Here is a 15497-nt window from a genome sequence, read left to right as displayed (position 1 = left end):
GCAAATATAAAACTTTTTTGCTTATTTTAAAGCAGATATAAACAAAAATTGTTGATATCTATTTTGAAGTCTTCTCTAATGGATTTTGTGCGTATTTTAAGTAGTTGCGGCGGTGCCTAAAAATCTTAACCGCAGTAAAAATTGCTTGCTTAAATGAACTTTCGTCAGCTTCGCCCTTTCCGGCAATTTCAAAGGCTGTTCCGTGATCTGGGGAAGTTCTCACCTTCTTTAATCCTGCGGTGAAATTTACGCCTGCACCAAATGTTATGGTCTTAAAGGGGATAAGCCCTTGATCGTGATAAGACGCCAACACAGCATCGAAGTTCTTATAATTATGAGAACCAAAAAAGCTATCCGCCGAATATGGCCCAAAAATAAGGTTGTCAGCTTCCTGCAATTCTTTTATAACGGGTTTTAACTTTACATCGTCATCATCGCCTATGACACCATTGTCTCCTACATGCGGATTTATGCCTAAAACTGCAATTTTTGGCTTTTCAATGGCAAAGTCTTGTTTTAAAGATGTTGTTAAGGTGTCTATTTTCTTTTTTATAAGATCTGCATCGATGTGTTTGGGAACATCCTTAACGGGAACATGGTCAGTAAGAAGACCTACCCTTAACGAATCCGCCACCATAAACATTAGGCTATCTCCACCCAATTTCTCTGCTAAATAATCGGTGTGACCAGGAAATTTAAACTTCTCAGATTGTATATTATGCTTGTGAATCGGCGCTGTTACTAAGACATCTACATCCCCTTTGTTTAAAGCTTCCGTTGCTGCTTCGAGTGACTTAAAAGCATATTCCCCAATTTTTGGGTCTTCTGCTCCAAAGTCTACGTTCACTTGTTCCTTCCACACATTAACCACGTTAATCTTTCCTTTTGATAGTTTTTGGGCGGATTGGGTTTCATAAATTTTAGCGTTTATTCCGAAGTGCTTTCTAAAAAAATGCATCAGATGAGAAGAGGCAAACACCACAGGGGTATAGAATTCTAGCATTCGAGCATCCTCAAAAGATTTCAGAATAATTTCTGGCCCAATACCATTTAAGTCGCCTATAGAAATGCCTATTTTTATTTTTTCTTCATTTTCCATGTAATCCTATGCTTTGTCCTTAAATTTACACTGTAAAATTAACCAAATTAAATAGAACGATGTTTACAGGAATCATCGAAGACTTGGGAGAGGTGGTCGCTCTTAAAAAAGAACACACCAATCTTAATATTACCATAAAAAGTAATATAACGTCAGAATTAAAAATTGACCAAAGTGTGGCTCATAATGGCGTCTGTCTAACAGTTGTACATATTGACAAAGACACTTATACCGTTACTGCTATAAAAGAAACGCTAGATAAAACAGCATTGAGTGAAATTGAAGTTGGTGACAGTGTCAATCTTGAGCGTGCTATGAAATTAGGCGACCGTTTAGATGGCCACATTGTTCAGGGTCACGTAGACCAAACCGCAGAATGTGTTTCTGTGGAAAACAAAAATGGCAGTTGGGTTTTTACATTCGACTATGACTCCAACCTACAAAACATTACTATAGAAAAAGGGTCAATTACGGTAAACGGTGTAAGCCTTACTGTAGTCAACTCTCAAATCAATAGATTTTCAGTGGCTATTATTCCTTATACCTATGAACACACAACTTTTAGCTCCTTTAAAAAGGGATCTAAAGTCAATTTGGAGTTTGATGTTATTGGAAAATACGTGAAGCGCTTAGATGATTTACGACGCTAAACGATCTTTCATCATTTTCTGAATACGATATGCTCCATAACATAGTGCCATAGCAAATGCTACAAATACATACATATCTATATCCAAGCCAGGAGGAGGAGGAGGGCCACCACCACAGCCACCAGGAAGAGCGCAACAAGGTGCACAAGGGCTGCCTGGTAGTGGACATCCACTACAGGGACCCTGTACCAACAAAAAATTAAAAATTATTGAGGCAAAGTTCATCGTTTCATTAATAGCAACGGTAAAAGTATAAAAAAAAGTGTGTCTACAAAATTAAATTTATGTAAACTGTCTTTAAAATGCTTGTTTTTATCGTTTAAGTGCTATTTTATCGTTATTTTAATTATTTATGTAGCTTATTTATTACAAGAAGGTTTCTTTTAATTCTAAAGTTATAAAGATAGTTAGATTAGAATCATTTTTTTACTCAGCTTTAAAAAAAGCTATTAACAATTCTTAAACACTACTATTTACGAAGAAGTTGACATGATGGTTTTTAAGTTTTGAAAACTCACTTTAAAAATGGTCTCTAAAATTATTCTTAAAATCAAAAAAGCTGCTTCAAATCATTGAAACAGCTTCCTTTTTTGTGGTCCCACTTGGGCTCGAACCAAGGACCACCTGATTATGAGTCAGGTGCTCTAACCAACTGAGCTATGGGACCTTTTTATATTTATTTTTTAACCACTGCTTTCCAAATCCAGATTTTAAATACTTCTCTCTTTTTCTAGCTGCAACTCTATCTGGATAGCGTTCAATATGGATAATTGACCAAGGTCTATATCCTTTTGTGCTTTTTGTTCTACCAGAATTATGTTCTTTTAGTCTTTTCTGTACATCTTTTGACATGCCGACATAAAAGCGATGATCTAAATCACTCTTTAGAACATAAACATACATCATTATTTCAAATTAACTTAAAATTTATGCCGTTACCGCCAGGCAGGAAGCTAACCAACTGAGCCCTGCCTGACATGCTGCCAAGCAGGCAGGTATGGGACCTTTGAATTGAACTTTATTAAATTCAATCAAATTGCCTGCAATATTACTACATATTTTAAAACTCCACAAACATTTATTCCCTAATGTCTTGGCACAACTCTATCAAAACACCATTGGTGGATTTTGGGTGTAAAAAAGCAATGAGCTTATTATCGGCACCTTTTTTTGCCGTTTCATGTATCATTTTAAACCCTTCTTTTTTTAGTCTCTTTATTTCATTCTCAATATCTTCAACGGCAAAAGCGATGTGGTGAATGCCCTCTCCCTTCTTCTCTAAAAACTTTGCAATAGGGCTGTCTTCTGAGGTGGCTTGTAATAATTCAATTTTATTCGGGCCACACTTAAAAAAAGAGGTTTTCACTCCTTCACTTTCCACATCTTCAATTTTATAATGTGCTTCACCGAATAAAGACCGAAACAACTCGTTTGATGCCTCAATATCTTTTACAGCGATACCTATATGTTCAATTTTATTCATTCTTAAAGTTTATAGTTAGAGCTTTGTCTCTAACATTTATAGATTCAAAAATAAGATAATACTTAAATATCAATTACTTTTGCAAAATGGAAAGTAATAGACAAAAGAAAATTGCGGGCATTTTACAAGAAGACCTTGCTGATGTTTTACAACGCTCTGCCACTGAAGGCGGTATGCGTGGCGTAATCATTTCAGTTTCTAAAGTCAATGTTACAGTTGATTTGTCCATTGCAAAAGTGTATTTGTCTGTCTTCCCAAATAAAGAAGCTAAACCGATATTGGAAGGTGTTAGGTCTAATACTCCTTTAATTCGACATGAACTGGCAAAGCGTACAAGACATCAGTTACGACGAATGCCTGCTTTAGAGTTCTTTATTGATGATTCTCTTGAATATATTGATGGTATAGAACGCTCTTTAAAAGGTAAGGAGAATCCTTTAGACGATCCTGATCTTTTAGAAAAGCGAAAAAAATCCTAAATACACCGTATCATTTCCACACCCTTGCATTAAATCCTTATTTTTAATCTTTGGTTTAAAGCATGAACATTTCCTTATACATCGCTAAGCGTTATCTCTTTTCTAAAAGTAGTAATAATGCCATTAATATTATGACGGCCATAGCTTCTGGTGGCGTTGTCATTGCAGCTGCTGCTCTATTCATTGTGCTTTCTGTTTTTGCGGGATTAAAGGATTTTAGTCTGCAGTTTTCGACCTACGTAGATCCAGATTTAAAATTGCTGCCTACAGAAGGGAAATCTTTACTATGGGCTGAGCGAGATTCTTCAGATCTTATAAAAATTCAGGGAATTGAGGGGTTTTCAAAAAATATTGAAGAGCGTATTGTTTTAAAGTCCGAAAACAAAAACCTATTAGCAACCTTAAAAGGTGTTGACGTCAATTTTAGAAATGTTGTGACGATTGACTCGATGCTTGCTAATGGCAAATGGGTAGAACCAAAAAGTAATGAAGTTGTCTCGGGTTGGGGTATAAGTAATTCTCTGTCCTTCGGTGTTTTTGACTTTATGAGCCCCTTAACACTTTATGTGCCAAAGCCTGGTAAGGGGCAAATCACATCCATGCGAAGTGTTTACAGTTCTGCTATTGTTACCAATGTTGGTTTATTTGACATTAATGAAGAATTAAATAACGAATACATCTATTCCGATATTGATCTTGCTCGGCAACTTGTCAATTATAAACCTAATGAATATAGTGCGGTTGAAATAAAATTGAAACCAACTGCTGATGAGGCTAAAGTTAGAGAAGCTATTAATGAAGCTTTTAACGGACGCTTTATTATTAAGAATAGAGAACAACTCAATGATGCGCTTTTTAAAATGTTGAACACCGAGAATTTAGCGATTTATCTCATTTTTACTCTAGTCATCATTATCGCGTTATTTAATGTTATTGGTGCCATCATCATGATGATTTTAGACCGTAAACAATCCCTAAACACACTATTTAATCTGGGCGCAGAAACAAAAACCATAAAATCAATCTTCTTTTTACAAGGGAGCTTAATGACCATTATTAGTGGAGTAATTGGTGTTCTTCTTGGGCTTGTAATAGTTGCGTTACAATTGAAGTTTGAATTGGTAATGCTAACCCCAACCTTACCTTACCCTGTTGAAATTGAGTATGTGAATCTCGTTATTGTACTATTAACGATACTCTTTTTGGGCATTGTTGCCTCTAGGATTGCATCAGGACGAATCAACAAAAAGTTGATAAAAACTTAGGAGAACTGGTATTCTGAAAATTTTTCAAGAACCTCATCAAAAGCAGCAAAGACGTCTTTAGAGTCGTCACTTGTAACCATTTTCATTCTGTACTCTTTAAAGTTAGGAATGCCTTTAAAATAGTTGGTGTAATGTCTTCTGGTTTCGAACACACCTAGTTTTTCGCCTTTCCAATCAATAGACATCTGAAGATGACGCCTTGCGGCCTCAACACGTTCTGGCATTGAAATTGGCGCAAGATGCTCTCCAGTTTCAAAATAGTGCTTTACCTGTTTAAAAAACCATGGGTTGCCTATTGAAGCACGGCCTATCATAGCTCCATCAAGTCCATAGCTGTCCCGCATTTCAACTGCTTTTTCTGGTGTCGTCACATCCCCATTTCCAAATACAGGTATGTGCATTCTAGGGTTGTTTTTTACCTGTGCAATGGGTTTCCAATCTGCATTACCTTTATACATCTGAGCTCTTGTACGCCCATGGATAGCAATGGCTTTACAGCCTACATCCTGTAATCGTTCTGCAACCTCTAGAATTTTAATGGAGTCGTGATCCCAACCTAAGCGGGTTTTAACAGTAACGGGTAGTTTAGTCCGCTTTACCATTTCTGCAGTGAGCTTTTCCATTAGGCAAACATCCTTTAAAATCCCTGCTCCCGCACCTTTACTCACTACTTTTTTTACAGGACACCCAAAGTTGATGTCTATAATGTCTGGATTTGATTTTTCAACGATATCAATGGTTTGTAGCATACTTTCCATATTGGCTCCAAAGATTTGGATACCGACAGGACGTTCTTTTTCGTAAATGTCCAACTTCATAACGCTTTTAGCTGCGTTACGAATAAGTCCTTCGCTAGACACAAACTCTGTATAAACCACATCTGCTCCCTGCTCTTTGCACAATGCTCTAAACGGGGGGTCACTCACATCTTCCATCGGTGCCAAAAGCAAAGGGAAGTCGGGAAGCTCTATGTTGTCTATTTTAACCAAGTGTTGAAATTTGCTGCAAAATTAGGTCTTTTTAGATAAACTCATATTTATATGATTAATTTAGTGTCTATCATTTTTATATTTATGAAGAAAATCACATTGTTTCTCTTTTTGGTAAGTTTTGTTTCCTGCTCGGCACAAAAGGAAGCTACCTTTAAAACGAAAAAATTTAGCAATGAAGAATTAATATTTCAATACCCAAAAACTTGGCATAGGTTTGGCGGTAACGGTTATGTTTTCCTAAAACCTAAACTAATTTACGAGTATGGTATCGAAGATGGAAATCATTTGCTGGTAAATAAGAGTTATATTGAGGTAAAAGAGAACGATAGTATTCTTCAAATAATCGATAATTACGCCAGAATATTAAAGCGACATGAAGTTGACAAATCTTTCAAAATTATCAAATTGGGAGTTGAATCAAATTTTAATTACAAAGTTGAATACTCTATTAAATACAGCTTTAGTGATTTAATCTTCAAGAGAGAAGAGTACTTTAAAAAAGTTAACTCTCATTTAAAATTTGCATCATATCAAATGCAAGAAGATTTATTTGATCAATATCTTTTTGAGGCTAAATTTATTATTAACTCAATCGAATATAAGTGATCTTTTCAACGTTTCAATATTATTGAATTTCATAATTATCTGACATATACTGCAAAGAGTTCAATACATCTTTTTATAGGACATCTGATTTTTTACCTGAGTGAAAAGTCCTTCCTTTCGGGAAGGATTTAGGATGGGCTCTTAAAATTTTACAACAGTTTCAATTAAAGAGTCTTTTCGTTTTACTGAAATAGCCGCTTCATCTCCATTTTCAAAAACGGACAACGCTCGCATATAGCTCATCATGTCAGTAACTGTGCTGTCACCAAGTTTAATGACGACATCACCTTTTTGCAAACCAGCTTTAAAAGCTGGAGTATCTTCACGGGTGCCATCAATTCGCATGCCCTTGCCATCAAATAAATAATCTGGAACAACGCCTAGACCCACTTTAAATCGTGGCACTTCTTCACTTTCGTTTTTTGTGGTTCTAAACGGTAGTTTTCCGTTATCATCAAGGTCCATTATAATATTAAAAATATAATCGGAAATCAAATTCATACCTTCATAATTCAATTTTTCAGTGTCATCTCCTGGCTTATGGTAGTCTTCATGTTGACCCGTAAAAAAATGAAGTACGGGCAGATCAATCAAATAAAATGAGGTGTGGTCCGAAGGCCCTACTCCACTTTCGTTTTCAACTAATTTAAAGTGATTGTTATTTGACTTTAGCGTTTGCTTAAATATAGGGGATGTGCCGAGTCCATAAACTGCAAGTGTGCTATCGGCTTTCATGCGACCAACCATATCCATGTTAATCATATAGTTAAGACTATCTTTCTCGATTGTTGGGTTTTTTGAGAAATAATTAGAACCCAACAAACCCATTTCTTCCCCAGAAAATGCAATAAATAAGTAATTGTTATTGTCCTTCTTTTTAGCCTCTTTAGTCTTATGAACCAGCTTTCCTGCCAAATCAAACATAACCGCAACACCACTTGCGTTATCATCAGCTCCGTTATGTATAGCTTTATCTTCTTCTCTGTATAGCGAGCCTTCCCCACCAAAACCTAAGTGGTCGTAATGTGCTCCAATGACAACAGTATTTTCTGCTCCATTATCTAAAAAGCCAATCACATTTTTACCTGTTATACTTCCGTCCGTATTGGTGGTGAATTCAACTTCCTTATGTGGATCTGTTTTGGGTTGAAATGAAAAATCTTGAAAATATCCTGAAGTCCCTTTAGGCTGTAACTGTAATTCCTCAAAGCGTTGGCTAATATAATTTGCTGCGTCATCTGCTCCTTTGGTTCCGGTCTGGCGACCCTCTAGAGAGTCGTCAGCTAAAAATGCAACGTCCGATTTTATGTTATTTTGATATGATGCTTTTTCTCCACAAGAAAAAAATAGGCTTAATGCTATTAAAATGAACAGGCTTCTCATTTCTATCTCTTATTTTTGCACAAAATTAGGCATTAATACTTATTTGTTACAATCAATGAAACAATATATTCTATTAGCACTCAGTGCTTTTTTTATGTTTTCGTGTAAAAATGAAAACTCGACATCTGTTGAAGAATCAAAAATAGCTGAGGCTGTTAAAAAAGACACATTAATCTATCCTGAAGAAACCCATTTTAAGTCTATTACACAAATCACTTTTGGAGGCGACAACGCAGAGGCCTACTGGAGCTTTGACGACCAACAACTCATCTTTCAGTCCAATAATGAGAAATGGGGGGTGGGCTGTGACCAAATGTTTTTAATGGATGCTAATGAAACCTTTACTGACAGTATTGCCCCGCCCATGATTAGCACAGGAAAAGGAAGAACCACTTGCGCCTATTTTCTGCCAGATAACAAACATATTATTTATGCCTCAACCCATTTAGGAGATGAAGAATGTCCCGACACACCCTTGCGTAAAAACGGAAAATACATCTGGCCCATTTATGATAGCTATGATATTTTTGTTGCAGATTTAGAAGGGAATATTCTCAACCAATTAACTAATGAAGTTGGTTACGATGCGGAACCAACTGTATCACCAAAGGGAGATAAAATTGTATTTACATCAACACGAAGCGGCGATCTTGAATTATACACCATGAACCTCGACGGCACTGAAGTGAAACAAATCACTGACGAATTGGGTTATGATGGTGGTGCGTTTTTCTCGCCAGATGGCTCTAAAATTATTTTTAGATCTTCTCGCCCTAAAACCGAACAAGAAGTTAAAGATTATAAAGCACTATTAGCTGAAGGTTTGGTTGAGCCAACAGAAATGGAGCTTTACATTTGTAATGCTGATGGGTCAGAATTACGTCAATTAACAGATTTAGGCAATGCTAACTGGAGTCCATTTTTTCACCCAAGTGGCGAGAAAATATTGTTCTCTTCTAATTTTGAAGCCGAAAGAGGGTTTCCATTTAACCTATATATGATTGATATCGACGGTAAAAATCTAACTAGGATTACCCACGGCGAAACTTTTGATGCCTTCCCAGTGTTTTCTAACGACGGAAAGTATTTGGCGTTTTCTTCAAATAGAAATAATGGTGGGGGAAGAGATACCAATTTATTTATTGCTGAGTGGCAAGATTAATTGCTTTGGCCTTGTAGCCTGTTGCGCTCTTCAACGTCAGTAGTCCGCTCGTTTGTATTTAACTTGGTGTTACCAAAGTTGTAGCGAAAGCCTAATTTAACCGTTCGATTATCCACATTGTTTAATCTTGAGTTAGACTGATTCAGGTAATTGATACTAATGCTTTTATCTTGCATATTAAATAAGTCTGTAGCCGATAAAGAGATTACAGCCTTCTTATTCCATAAGCTTTTACTTATAGCTAAATCAGATTGAAAAAGATCATCAATAAAAGCAAGTCCTTGAAGATATTTTGTTGCATATAATAAACTCAAGTTAATGTTAAGGCTATTATCCTCTAATAACGATAAGCCGCCAGATAATATGGATAGGTTTGACCATTGACTCAGCTCAACAGAGTCACTGCCAAAATCAACCTCTTCTGTCATGTTATATACAGAGTTAAGGGCAAAAATATTCCAACGATTTGTACCGTAATAAAACTGTAAATCAAAGCCGTAGTCCACAACCTTGTCTAAATTAACAGGAGTATAGGCTATAATATTAGTGTCATTATCCTGTCTCGGGATTTCATTAATTGCTCCATCGTAATTGATATAATAAAACTCAAAAGCAAAGTGCTTTAAAAAATTAGTTCCAAAAATAAAGTGATCTGTAAATGTTGGCTGTAGGTTTGGGTTGCCTACTATAACTGTATTTTCATTCAGAAAGAAAGTAAATGGATTCAGAGTTGCATAATCTGGGCGTGTAATGCTGCGTTTGTAATTACCATATAAATCCAAATTTTCAGCAACCTGAAAAGATAAACTGGCGTTAGGGAACCACTCTAAATAATCTTGGGTATTGGTTTCGTTCAATGTTACTGAAACCCCCTCAACATTGGTTTGTTCTGCTCTAAGACCTAAACCAAGTTCCACCTTTTCCCAAGATTTACTATAATTAAGATACCCGGCATATACTTTTTCATCATAATCAAAAAGGTTACTATTGGCGGTATCTAGGGATTCGCTTCCATTTATAGTGTTATATCGAAATATACTGCTTTGGGTGGTGACATTGCTATATTTTAGACCCACATCAAATGATGATGTTTCACTAGGGTTCATATTATAATCTATTTTTCCGTTGATAATTTCGGTATCTTGGTCAGCATCTGTTCTAAATTCTGAATCGTTTACAAAATCATTATTGTCATCAAAAAAATTGCTCAACACACTCTGGTCTCTTTCATAATTATAGGTAGTGTAATGTCCACCAACTGAAAAACTCGACTTATCATTAATTTGATGTCTAAAGTTAATATCTGAGCCAATATTATACTTGTCGTCTCTTGATAAGTTGTCTGCCGTAAATCGAGAATCAAAATCACCATTAGCATCAAAAATCCGTGTGTTATTATTGATGGCATACCTAAAAAACGGAAGGTATAAACCTGTAGATGTTAGACTTAAAGTCGATTTGTCAGATATAAAATAATCGAAGTTAAGATTAAGGTTATGAATTTCGGAACGTGTTACTCTATTGATATCGGAATCCCAAAACTCATCGGTTGTTAAGTCTGGATTAAGGTAGTTAATCCTCTCGTCGTTTTTACGATTTATTTTTTCGTTGGTGTATGAATAGTTAAGGTTTAAATTGATTTTATTGTTCTTAAAAAAATGGCTGGTACCGCCATTGTACCTTGGAAAAACTCCTTGGGTATAATTTCCAAAAATACTACCTCGGTAGCCCGTAACTAAATTCTTACTCATTATAATATTTATAACCGACCCGCTATCTGCATCGTAACTCGCATGTGGATTGGTAATTACCTCAACAGACTGAATGGAATTTGCTGGAGCACTCTCTAAAAGCTGAATAACCTCATCCGTGGTCAATTGCACTTTTCGCTCGTTAATGTAAACTGCCGCTGGGGCACTTTTAATATTAATGCTACCGTCGGTAACAATGACTCCGGGTGTGTTTTTTAATACTTGAAGCGTACTCCCCTCTATCAATGCGGTATTAGCCACATTAAAAATGAGACGGTCAGGTTTTCTTGTTAAGCTTGGTTTTTTAGCAATAATATTGACTTCACCCAGGGTCTCAGAATCTTCAAGTAGTATAAAAGGCTTAAGTTCTGTATTGCTCGTAACATTCAGCTCTTGGGTAATGGTCTTATAACCAATAAAGGTGATGTTGAGGGTATAACTTCCTTCAGAAATAGATTCTATTTTAAAAGAGCCGTCATCATTGGTACTAGTTCCTTTGACAAAAGAGCCGCCTTCTGTTAAACTCAAAACAATATTAGCATAAGAAACTGGCTGAGAATCAACATCGACCACTTTTCCAGAAATGCTAAATTCTTGGGAATGTCCAAAAAATAGAAAAGTAAGGAAAACAAAGGTAAGGGTCGGTTTGTTATTGAAACTCATAAAAGCTGTTTAAACCGCAATATATAAATAGTTTTTTACTTAAAATTGAGGTTTTTCCGTATCTGCTTTCAAATATAGTAACGAGTAGATACAAACGCTTATAAATCCATTATATTTGCACTCTAAAATGGCTAGAAAAGAGACATGAAGCATATCAGGAATTTTTGCATAATTGCCCACATTGACCACGGTAAAAGCACCTTGGCCGATAGACTGTTGGATTTTACAGGTTCTGTTACAGATCGTGAAAAACAAGATCAGTTGTTGGATAATATGGATCTTGAACGTGAGCGTGGGATTACTATTAAATCGCATGCCATTCAAATGGAATATACGCATGAAGGCCAACACTATACTTTAAACCTTATCGACACTCCTGGGCACGTTGATTTTTCATATGAAGTTTCACGTTCTATTGCGGCGTGTGAAGGCGCTTTACTGATTGTTGATGCCGCTCAAAGTATTCAGGCGCAAACGATTTCAAATTTATATTTGGCTCTAGAAAATGATTTGGAAATCATCCCGGTGTTGAATAAAGTTGATTTACCAAGTGCAAACCCTGAGGAAGTGACGGACGATATAGTAGACTTATTAGGTTGCGACCCGTCAGAGGTTATTCCTGCAAGTGCAAAAACAGGGCTTGGTATTCAGGATATTTTAACTGCTATCATTGATAGAATTCCACATCCAAAAGGAAGCGTTGATGAGCCGCTTCAAGCTTTAATTTTTGATTCTGTTTACAACCCATTTAGAGGCGTTGAAACCTATTTTAGGGTATTGAACGGTAAAATCACTAAAGGACAAAACATAAAGTTTATTGCTACTGGTAAAGATTATTACGCCGATGAAATTGGAACTCTAAAGCTTAAGCAATTTCCTCGAAAAGAAATCCTAGCTGGTGACGTAGGTTATGTGATTACCGGGATTAAAGAAGCAAAAGAAGTAAAGGTTGGTGACACCATTACCGATGCGAAAAACCCGACTACAAATCCAATTGCTGGTTTTGAAGATGTAAAACCAATGGTCTTTGCAGGAATCTATCCGGTGGATACAGAGGATTATGAAGATTTACGGGCTTCAATGGAAAAGCTGCAACTTAACGATGCCTCTTTAGTGTTTCAACCAGAAAGCTCAGCTGCTTTAGGTTTTGGTTTCCGATGTGGATTTTTAGGAATGCTACATCTTGAAATCATTCAAGAACGCTTAGAACGTGAGTTTGACATGACGGTAATTACTACTGTGCCAAACGTAAGCTACCACGCATATTCTAATAAGGATCCTGATGAAATTATCATAGTAAATAATCCATCTGATTTACCTGAACCCTCTACCTTAAATCGTGTTGAGGAGCCTTATATAAAAGCCACCATTATTACCAAATCTGATTTTGTAGGTAATGTGATGAGCTTATGTATAGAAAAGCGAGGCCAAATTACCAATCAGACTTATTTAACGACAGAACGTGTTGAATTAAGTTTTGATATGCCTTTAGCGGAAATAGTTTTTGATTTTTATGACCGATTAAAAACGGTTTCTAAAGGTTATGCCTCTTTTGATTATGCACCTATTGGTATGCGAGCTTCAAAGCTGGTTAGGGTTGATATTTTATTAAATGCTCAAGCAGTAGATGCGCTTTCAGCATTGATCCATGCAGATAATGCTTATAGTATTGGAAAACGTATTTGTGAAAAACTCAAGGAATTGATTCCAAGGCAGCAATTCGACATTCCTATTCAAGCAGCGATTGGTGCGAAAATTATTGCACGAGAAACCATCAAAGCACTCCGTAAAGATGTTACTGCTAAATGCTACGGTGGTGATATTTCGCGTAAAAGAAAGCTATTGGAAAAGCAGAAAAAAGGAAAGAAACGTATGCGCCAAGTCGGTAATGTAGAAATTCCTCAACAGGCCTTTATGGCGGTTTTAAAGCTTAACGATTAGATTCCTGAATGTCTTTTTTAACCTGTTCTTTGGTCTCATTGGCCTCAATATCAAACGGTTTTCCTAGATAAACTAGTTGCCAACCTTCTCCGGAAATCTCAACTTCTTTATTAAAAGATGTGATAATGTGGAATTCGCCCTGATCATCTTTTACAAATAAAGGCGCAATGTCTTTGTCTTTATCTGTAATGTCAATAAAGGATCTATAGTGTTCTGCTCCCTTTAGGTCAATTTCTTGAATACTTGGGTACTTTCTCACCAAATTGGTTAAATTATTATAGTCGTCCGTTTGGGAAAAAAGACCTTCTCGGGGGTTGTTTTTATCACCTTTCATCTCGTCAACTGTCACTAATCTAAATGACCCATTTTCACCAAATTGTTTGCCAAATTTATTAATGGCATAGCGGTTAATTTCAGCATTTCCAGTAAGCGCCATTAAATACCCAACATCATTTAACTCTATGTTGTCAATTAGGTTATCTGAGTAAATATTGGTTGTTATGGCTTCTAGACCCAATTCCTTTGCTTTGGCTACATTAGACTGGTTACTGTCAATTAAAACCACATGTCTATCATGAGTTTCTAAATAATGACCTATTAAACGAGAAAGCTTTGAAGCACCTACAATTAATATACCATCTGACTTCTCTAAGAAAACACCAACCATTTTGGCAAACAACCTCGCTGTGGTAGCGTTAAGTAGTACTGTACCCAATACAACAACAAACACCAAAGGGGTTATATACTCAGCATAAGGTACGCCTTCACTTGCAAGCTTTAGTCCAAAAAGGGAAGCAATACCTGCAGCTACAATACCTCTTGGCCCTACCCAGCTTATAAAAAGCTTTTCATTGAGTTTTAGAGGGGAGCCAACAGTACTTAAAAACACCCCGGCTGGTCTAATAAGAAAGACTATGACTGCAAATAGAGCAACAGTGTTCCAGTTATATATGGAATACAATTCTGACATATTAATATTGGCTGCCAAAAGGATGAATAAAATGGAGATAAGTAAAACGCTCAAGGATTCCTTAAAGTAAAGAATGTCTTTTAAATATGGTGACTTAGAGTTTCCTAAAACCATACCCATTACAACTACTGCCAATAAGCCCGACTCGTGAGCAAAAGCATCTGACAACACAAAAACTCCAAGCACACAGGCTAGGGTAAACACATTCATAAGGTAATGTGGAACAAGTTTTTTGTTTAAAATGAGATTAAGTGCATGTGCGAATGTAAACCCAAATGTGGCTCCAAAAAGCACAATTTTTCCAAACTCAATAAAAGCGGTTTTAGTAAACTCCCCACCTGCATCGACGCTTATGAACTCAAACACCAAAACAGCAACAAGCGCTCCGATGGGATCGATTAATATACCCTCCCATTTTAATACGGCAGAAACATCTTTTTTTAAGGGAATATTTCTTAAAATAGGCGTGATTACGGTTGGTCCGGTAACTATAACCAAAGCAGAAAATAAGAATGAAATCTCCCAGGATAAACCGAAGATAAAATAGGCAGCAACCGCAGCCCCGAAAAAGGTAACTAAGGAACCTACAGATATTAATTTTGTTATTACTGGTCCCAAATTTTTGATTTCTCCTAACCGGAGGGTCAATCCACCTTCAAAAAGAATAATACTTATGGCTAGTGACACAAAATAAAACAGACTTTCTCCCGGAAAAAGCCCTTCTTCACCATTCCAAATAGGCTCAATCCATTTTGTGCCATCCTCACTTAAAAATTCGGCAGCAATTGGACCAACCAATAGACCTATTAGTATAAGTGGTAGGATTGCCGGAATTTTAAACTTCCATGCGACCCACTGTGCCAAAATACCCAAAATGATTATACCTCCAAGTTCTAACATCTCTTCTGTTTTGCGTGAAATTACTAATTTATCTCTTTTATTATGAAAATACTTTCAAAAATTATTCGTCTACATCACCTTTGCTTTTCCAACACTTCAAAAATTGAAAAATAATGGTGACTTACGAGGTTTTCAACCTAAAATCAACTATTA

General features: G+C 36.3%; 14 protein-coding genes and 1 tRNA gene. 6 read left to right on the top strand and 9 right to left on the bottom strand.

The window, feature by feature from the left end:
- Positions 1–58: 58 nt before the first annotated feature.
- Positions 59–1099: a 4-hydroxythreonine-4-phosphate dehydrogenase PdxA gene (pdxA, locus tag ACFEMA_RS01550; RefSeq protein ID WP_411766204.1), complete on the bottom strand. Its 1041-nt coding sequence runs from the start codon at positions 1097–1099 to the stop codon at positions 59–61.
- Positions 1100–1158: 59 nt separating this feature from the next.
- Here pdxA and ACFEMA_RS01545 point away from each other — a divergent pair, with 59 nt between their 5' ends.
- Entirely contained in the window at positions 1159–1749 is a 591-nt protein-coding gene (locus ACFEMA_RS01545) for a riboflavin synthase (protein WP_411766203.1), read from the top strand.
- Here the strand turns inward: ACFEMA_RS01545 and ACFEMA_RS01540 are convergent.
- The 4 genes from ACFEMA_RS01540 to mce all read right to left on the bottom strand — a co-directional run bounded on the left by ACFEMA_RS01540 (position 1738) and on the right by mce (position 3232).
- Positions 1738–1974 carry a hypothetical protein gene (locus ACFEMA_RS01540; protein WP_411766202.1) on the bottom strand — a complete coding sequence of 79 codons (237 nt, stop codon included), beginning with the start codon at positions 1972–1974 and terminating at the stop codon, positions 1738–1740. The genes ACFEMA_RS01545 and ACFEMA_RS01540 overlap by 12 nt on opposite strands.
- Positions 1975–2342: 368 nt before the next feature.
- Positions 2343–2416 (bottom strand) — tRNA-Ile (locus ACFEMA_RS01535).
- Positions 2407–2655 (bottom strand): GIY-YIG nuclease family protein, encoded by a 249-nt coding sequence (locus tag ACFEMA_RS01530; protein ID WP_411766201.1) that lies wholly within the window; start codon positions 2653–2655, stop codon positions 2407–2409. Before ACFEMA_RS01530 ends, ACFEMA_RS01535 begins: the two co-directional genes overlap by 10 nt.
- Positions 2656–2827: 172 nt before the next feature.
- Positions 2828–3232, bottom strand: coding sequence for a methylmalonyl-CoA epimerase (mce, locus tag ACFEMA_RS01525; protein WP_411766199.1), 405 nt, complete (start codon positions 3230–3232; stop codon positions 2828–2830).
- 86 nt (positions 3233–3318) lie between these two features.
- Here mce and rbfA point away from each other — a divergent pair, with 86 nt between their 5' ends.
- Both rbfA and ACFEMA_RS01515 read left to right on the top strand, forming a co-directional pair.
- Complete coding sequence (gene rbfA / locus ACFEMA_RS01520) at positions 3319–3711, top strand: 30S ribosome-binding factor RbfA (RefSeq protein ID WP_411766197.1); 393 nt, start codon at positions 3319–3321, stop codon at positions 3709–3711.
- 62 nt (positions 3712–3773) lie between these two features.
- Positions 3774–4976 carry an ABC transporter permease gene (locus ACFEMA_RS01515; protein ID WP_411766196.1) on the top strand — a complete coding sequence of 401 codons (1203 nt, stop codon included), beginning with the start codon at positions 3774–3776 and terminating at the stop codon, positions 4974–4976.
- On the opposite strand, the gene dusB is transcribed toward ACFEMA_RS01515, so the two are convergent.
- Positions 4973–5965, bottom strand: coding sequence for a tRNA dihydrouridine synthase DusB (gene dusB, locus ACFEMA_RS01510; protein ID WP_411766195.1), 993 nt, complete (start codon positions 5963–5965; stop codon positions 4973–4975). The two genes, ACFEMA_RS01515 and dusB, sit on opposite strands and share 4 nt — an antisense overlap.
- A gap of 51 nt (positions 5966–6016) precedes the next feature.
- Here dusB and ACFEMA_RS01505 point away from each other — a divergent pair, with 51 nt between their 5' ends.
- Positions 6017–6574: a hypothetical protein gene (locus ACFEMA_RS01505; RefSeq protein ID WP_411766194.1), complete on the top strand. Its 558-nt coding sequence runs from the start codon at positions 6017–6019 to the stop codon at positions 6572–6574.
- A gap of 141 nt (positions 6575–6715) precedes the next feature.
- On the opposite strand, the gene ACFEMA_RS01500 is transcribed toward ACFEMA_RS01505, so the two are convergent.
- Positions 6716–7957, bottom strand: a complete 1242-nt coding sequence (locus tag ACFEMA_RS01500) for a M28 family peptidase (RefSeq protein ID WP_411766193.1) — start codon at positions 7955–7957, stop codon at positions 6716–6718.
- Between the two features lie 55 nt (positions 7958–8012).
- Between ACFEMA_RS01500 and ACFEMA_RS01495 the strand changes: the two genes are divergently transcribed.
- Complete coding sequence (locus ACFEMA_RS01495) at positions 8013–9119, top strand: TolB family protein (RefSeq protein WP_411766192.1); 1107 nt, start codon at positions 8013–8015, stop codon at positions 9117–9119.
- Here the strand turns inward: ACFEMA_RS01495 and ACFEMA_RS01490 are convergent.
- Positions 9116–11533, bottom strand: a complete 2418-nt coding sequence (locus ACFEMA_RS01490; protein WP_411766191.1) for a TonB-dependent receptor domain-containing protein — start codon at positions 11531–11533, stop codon at positions 9116–9118. The two genes, ACFEMA_RS01495 and ACFEMA_RS01490, sit on opposite strands and share 4 nt — an antisense overlap.
- 144 nt (positions 11534–11677) lie before the next feature.
- On the opposite strand from ACFEMA_RS01490, the gene lepA reads away from it, so the two are divergent.
- A complete protein-coding gene (gene lepA, locus ACFEMA_RS01485; RefSeq protein WP_411766190.1) occupies positions 11678–13474 on the top strand; it encodes a translation elongation factor 4 in 1797 nt (598 codons plus the stop codon).
- Here the strand turns inward: lepA and ACFEMA_RS01480 are convergent.
- The gene (locus ACFEMA_RS01480) at positions 13464–15344 is read right to left on the bottom strand and encodes a cation:proton antiporter (protein WP_411766189.1); all 1881 of its coding nucleotides are present in this window, start codon (positions 15342–15344) and stop codon (positions 13464–13466) included. The two genes, lepA and ACFEMA_RS01480, sit on opposite strands and share 11 nt — an antisense overlap.
- Positions 15345–15497 lie beyond the last annotated feature (153 nt).

It is taken from the genome of Winogradskyella sp. A3E31 (assembly GCF_046720935.1).
Taxonomy (GTDB): domain Bacteria; phylum Bacteroidota; class Bacteroidia; order Flavobacteriales; family Flavobacteriaceae; genus Winogradskyella.
Note: the sequence above shows the minus strand (reverse complement) of the source record. Positions and strands in the feature narration are given on the sequence as shown.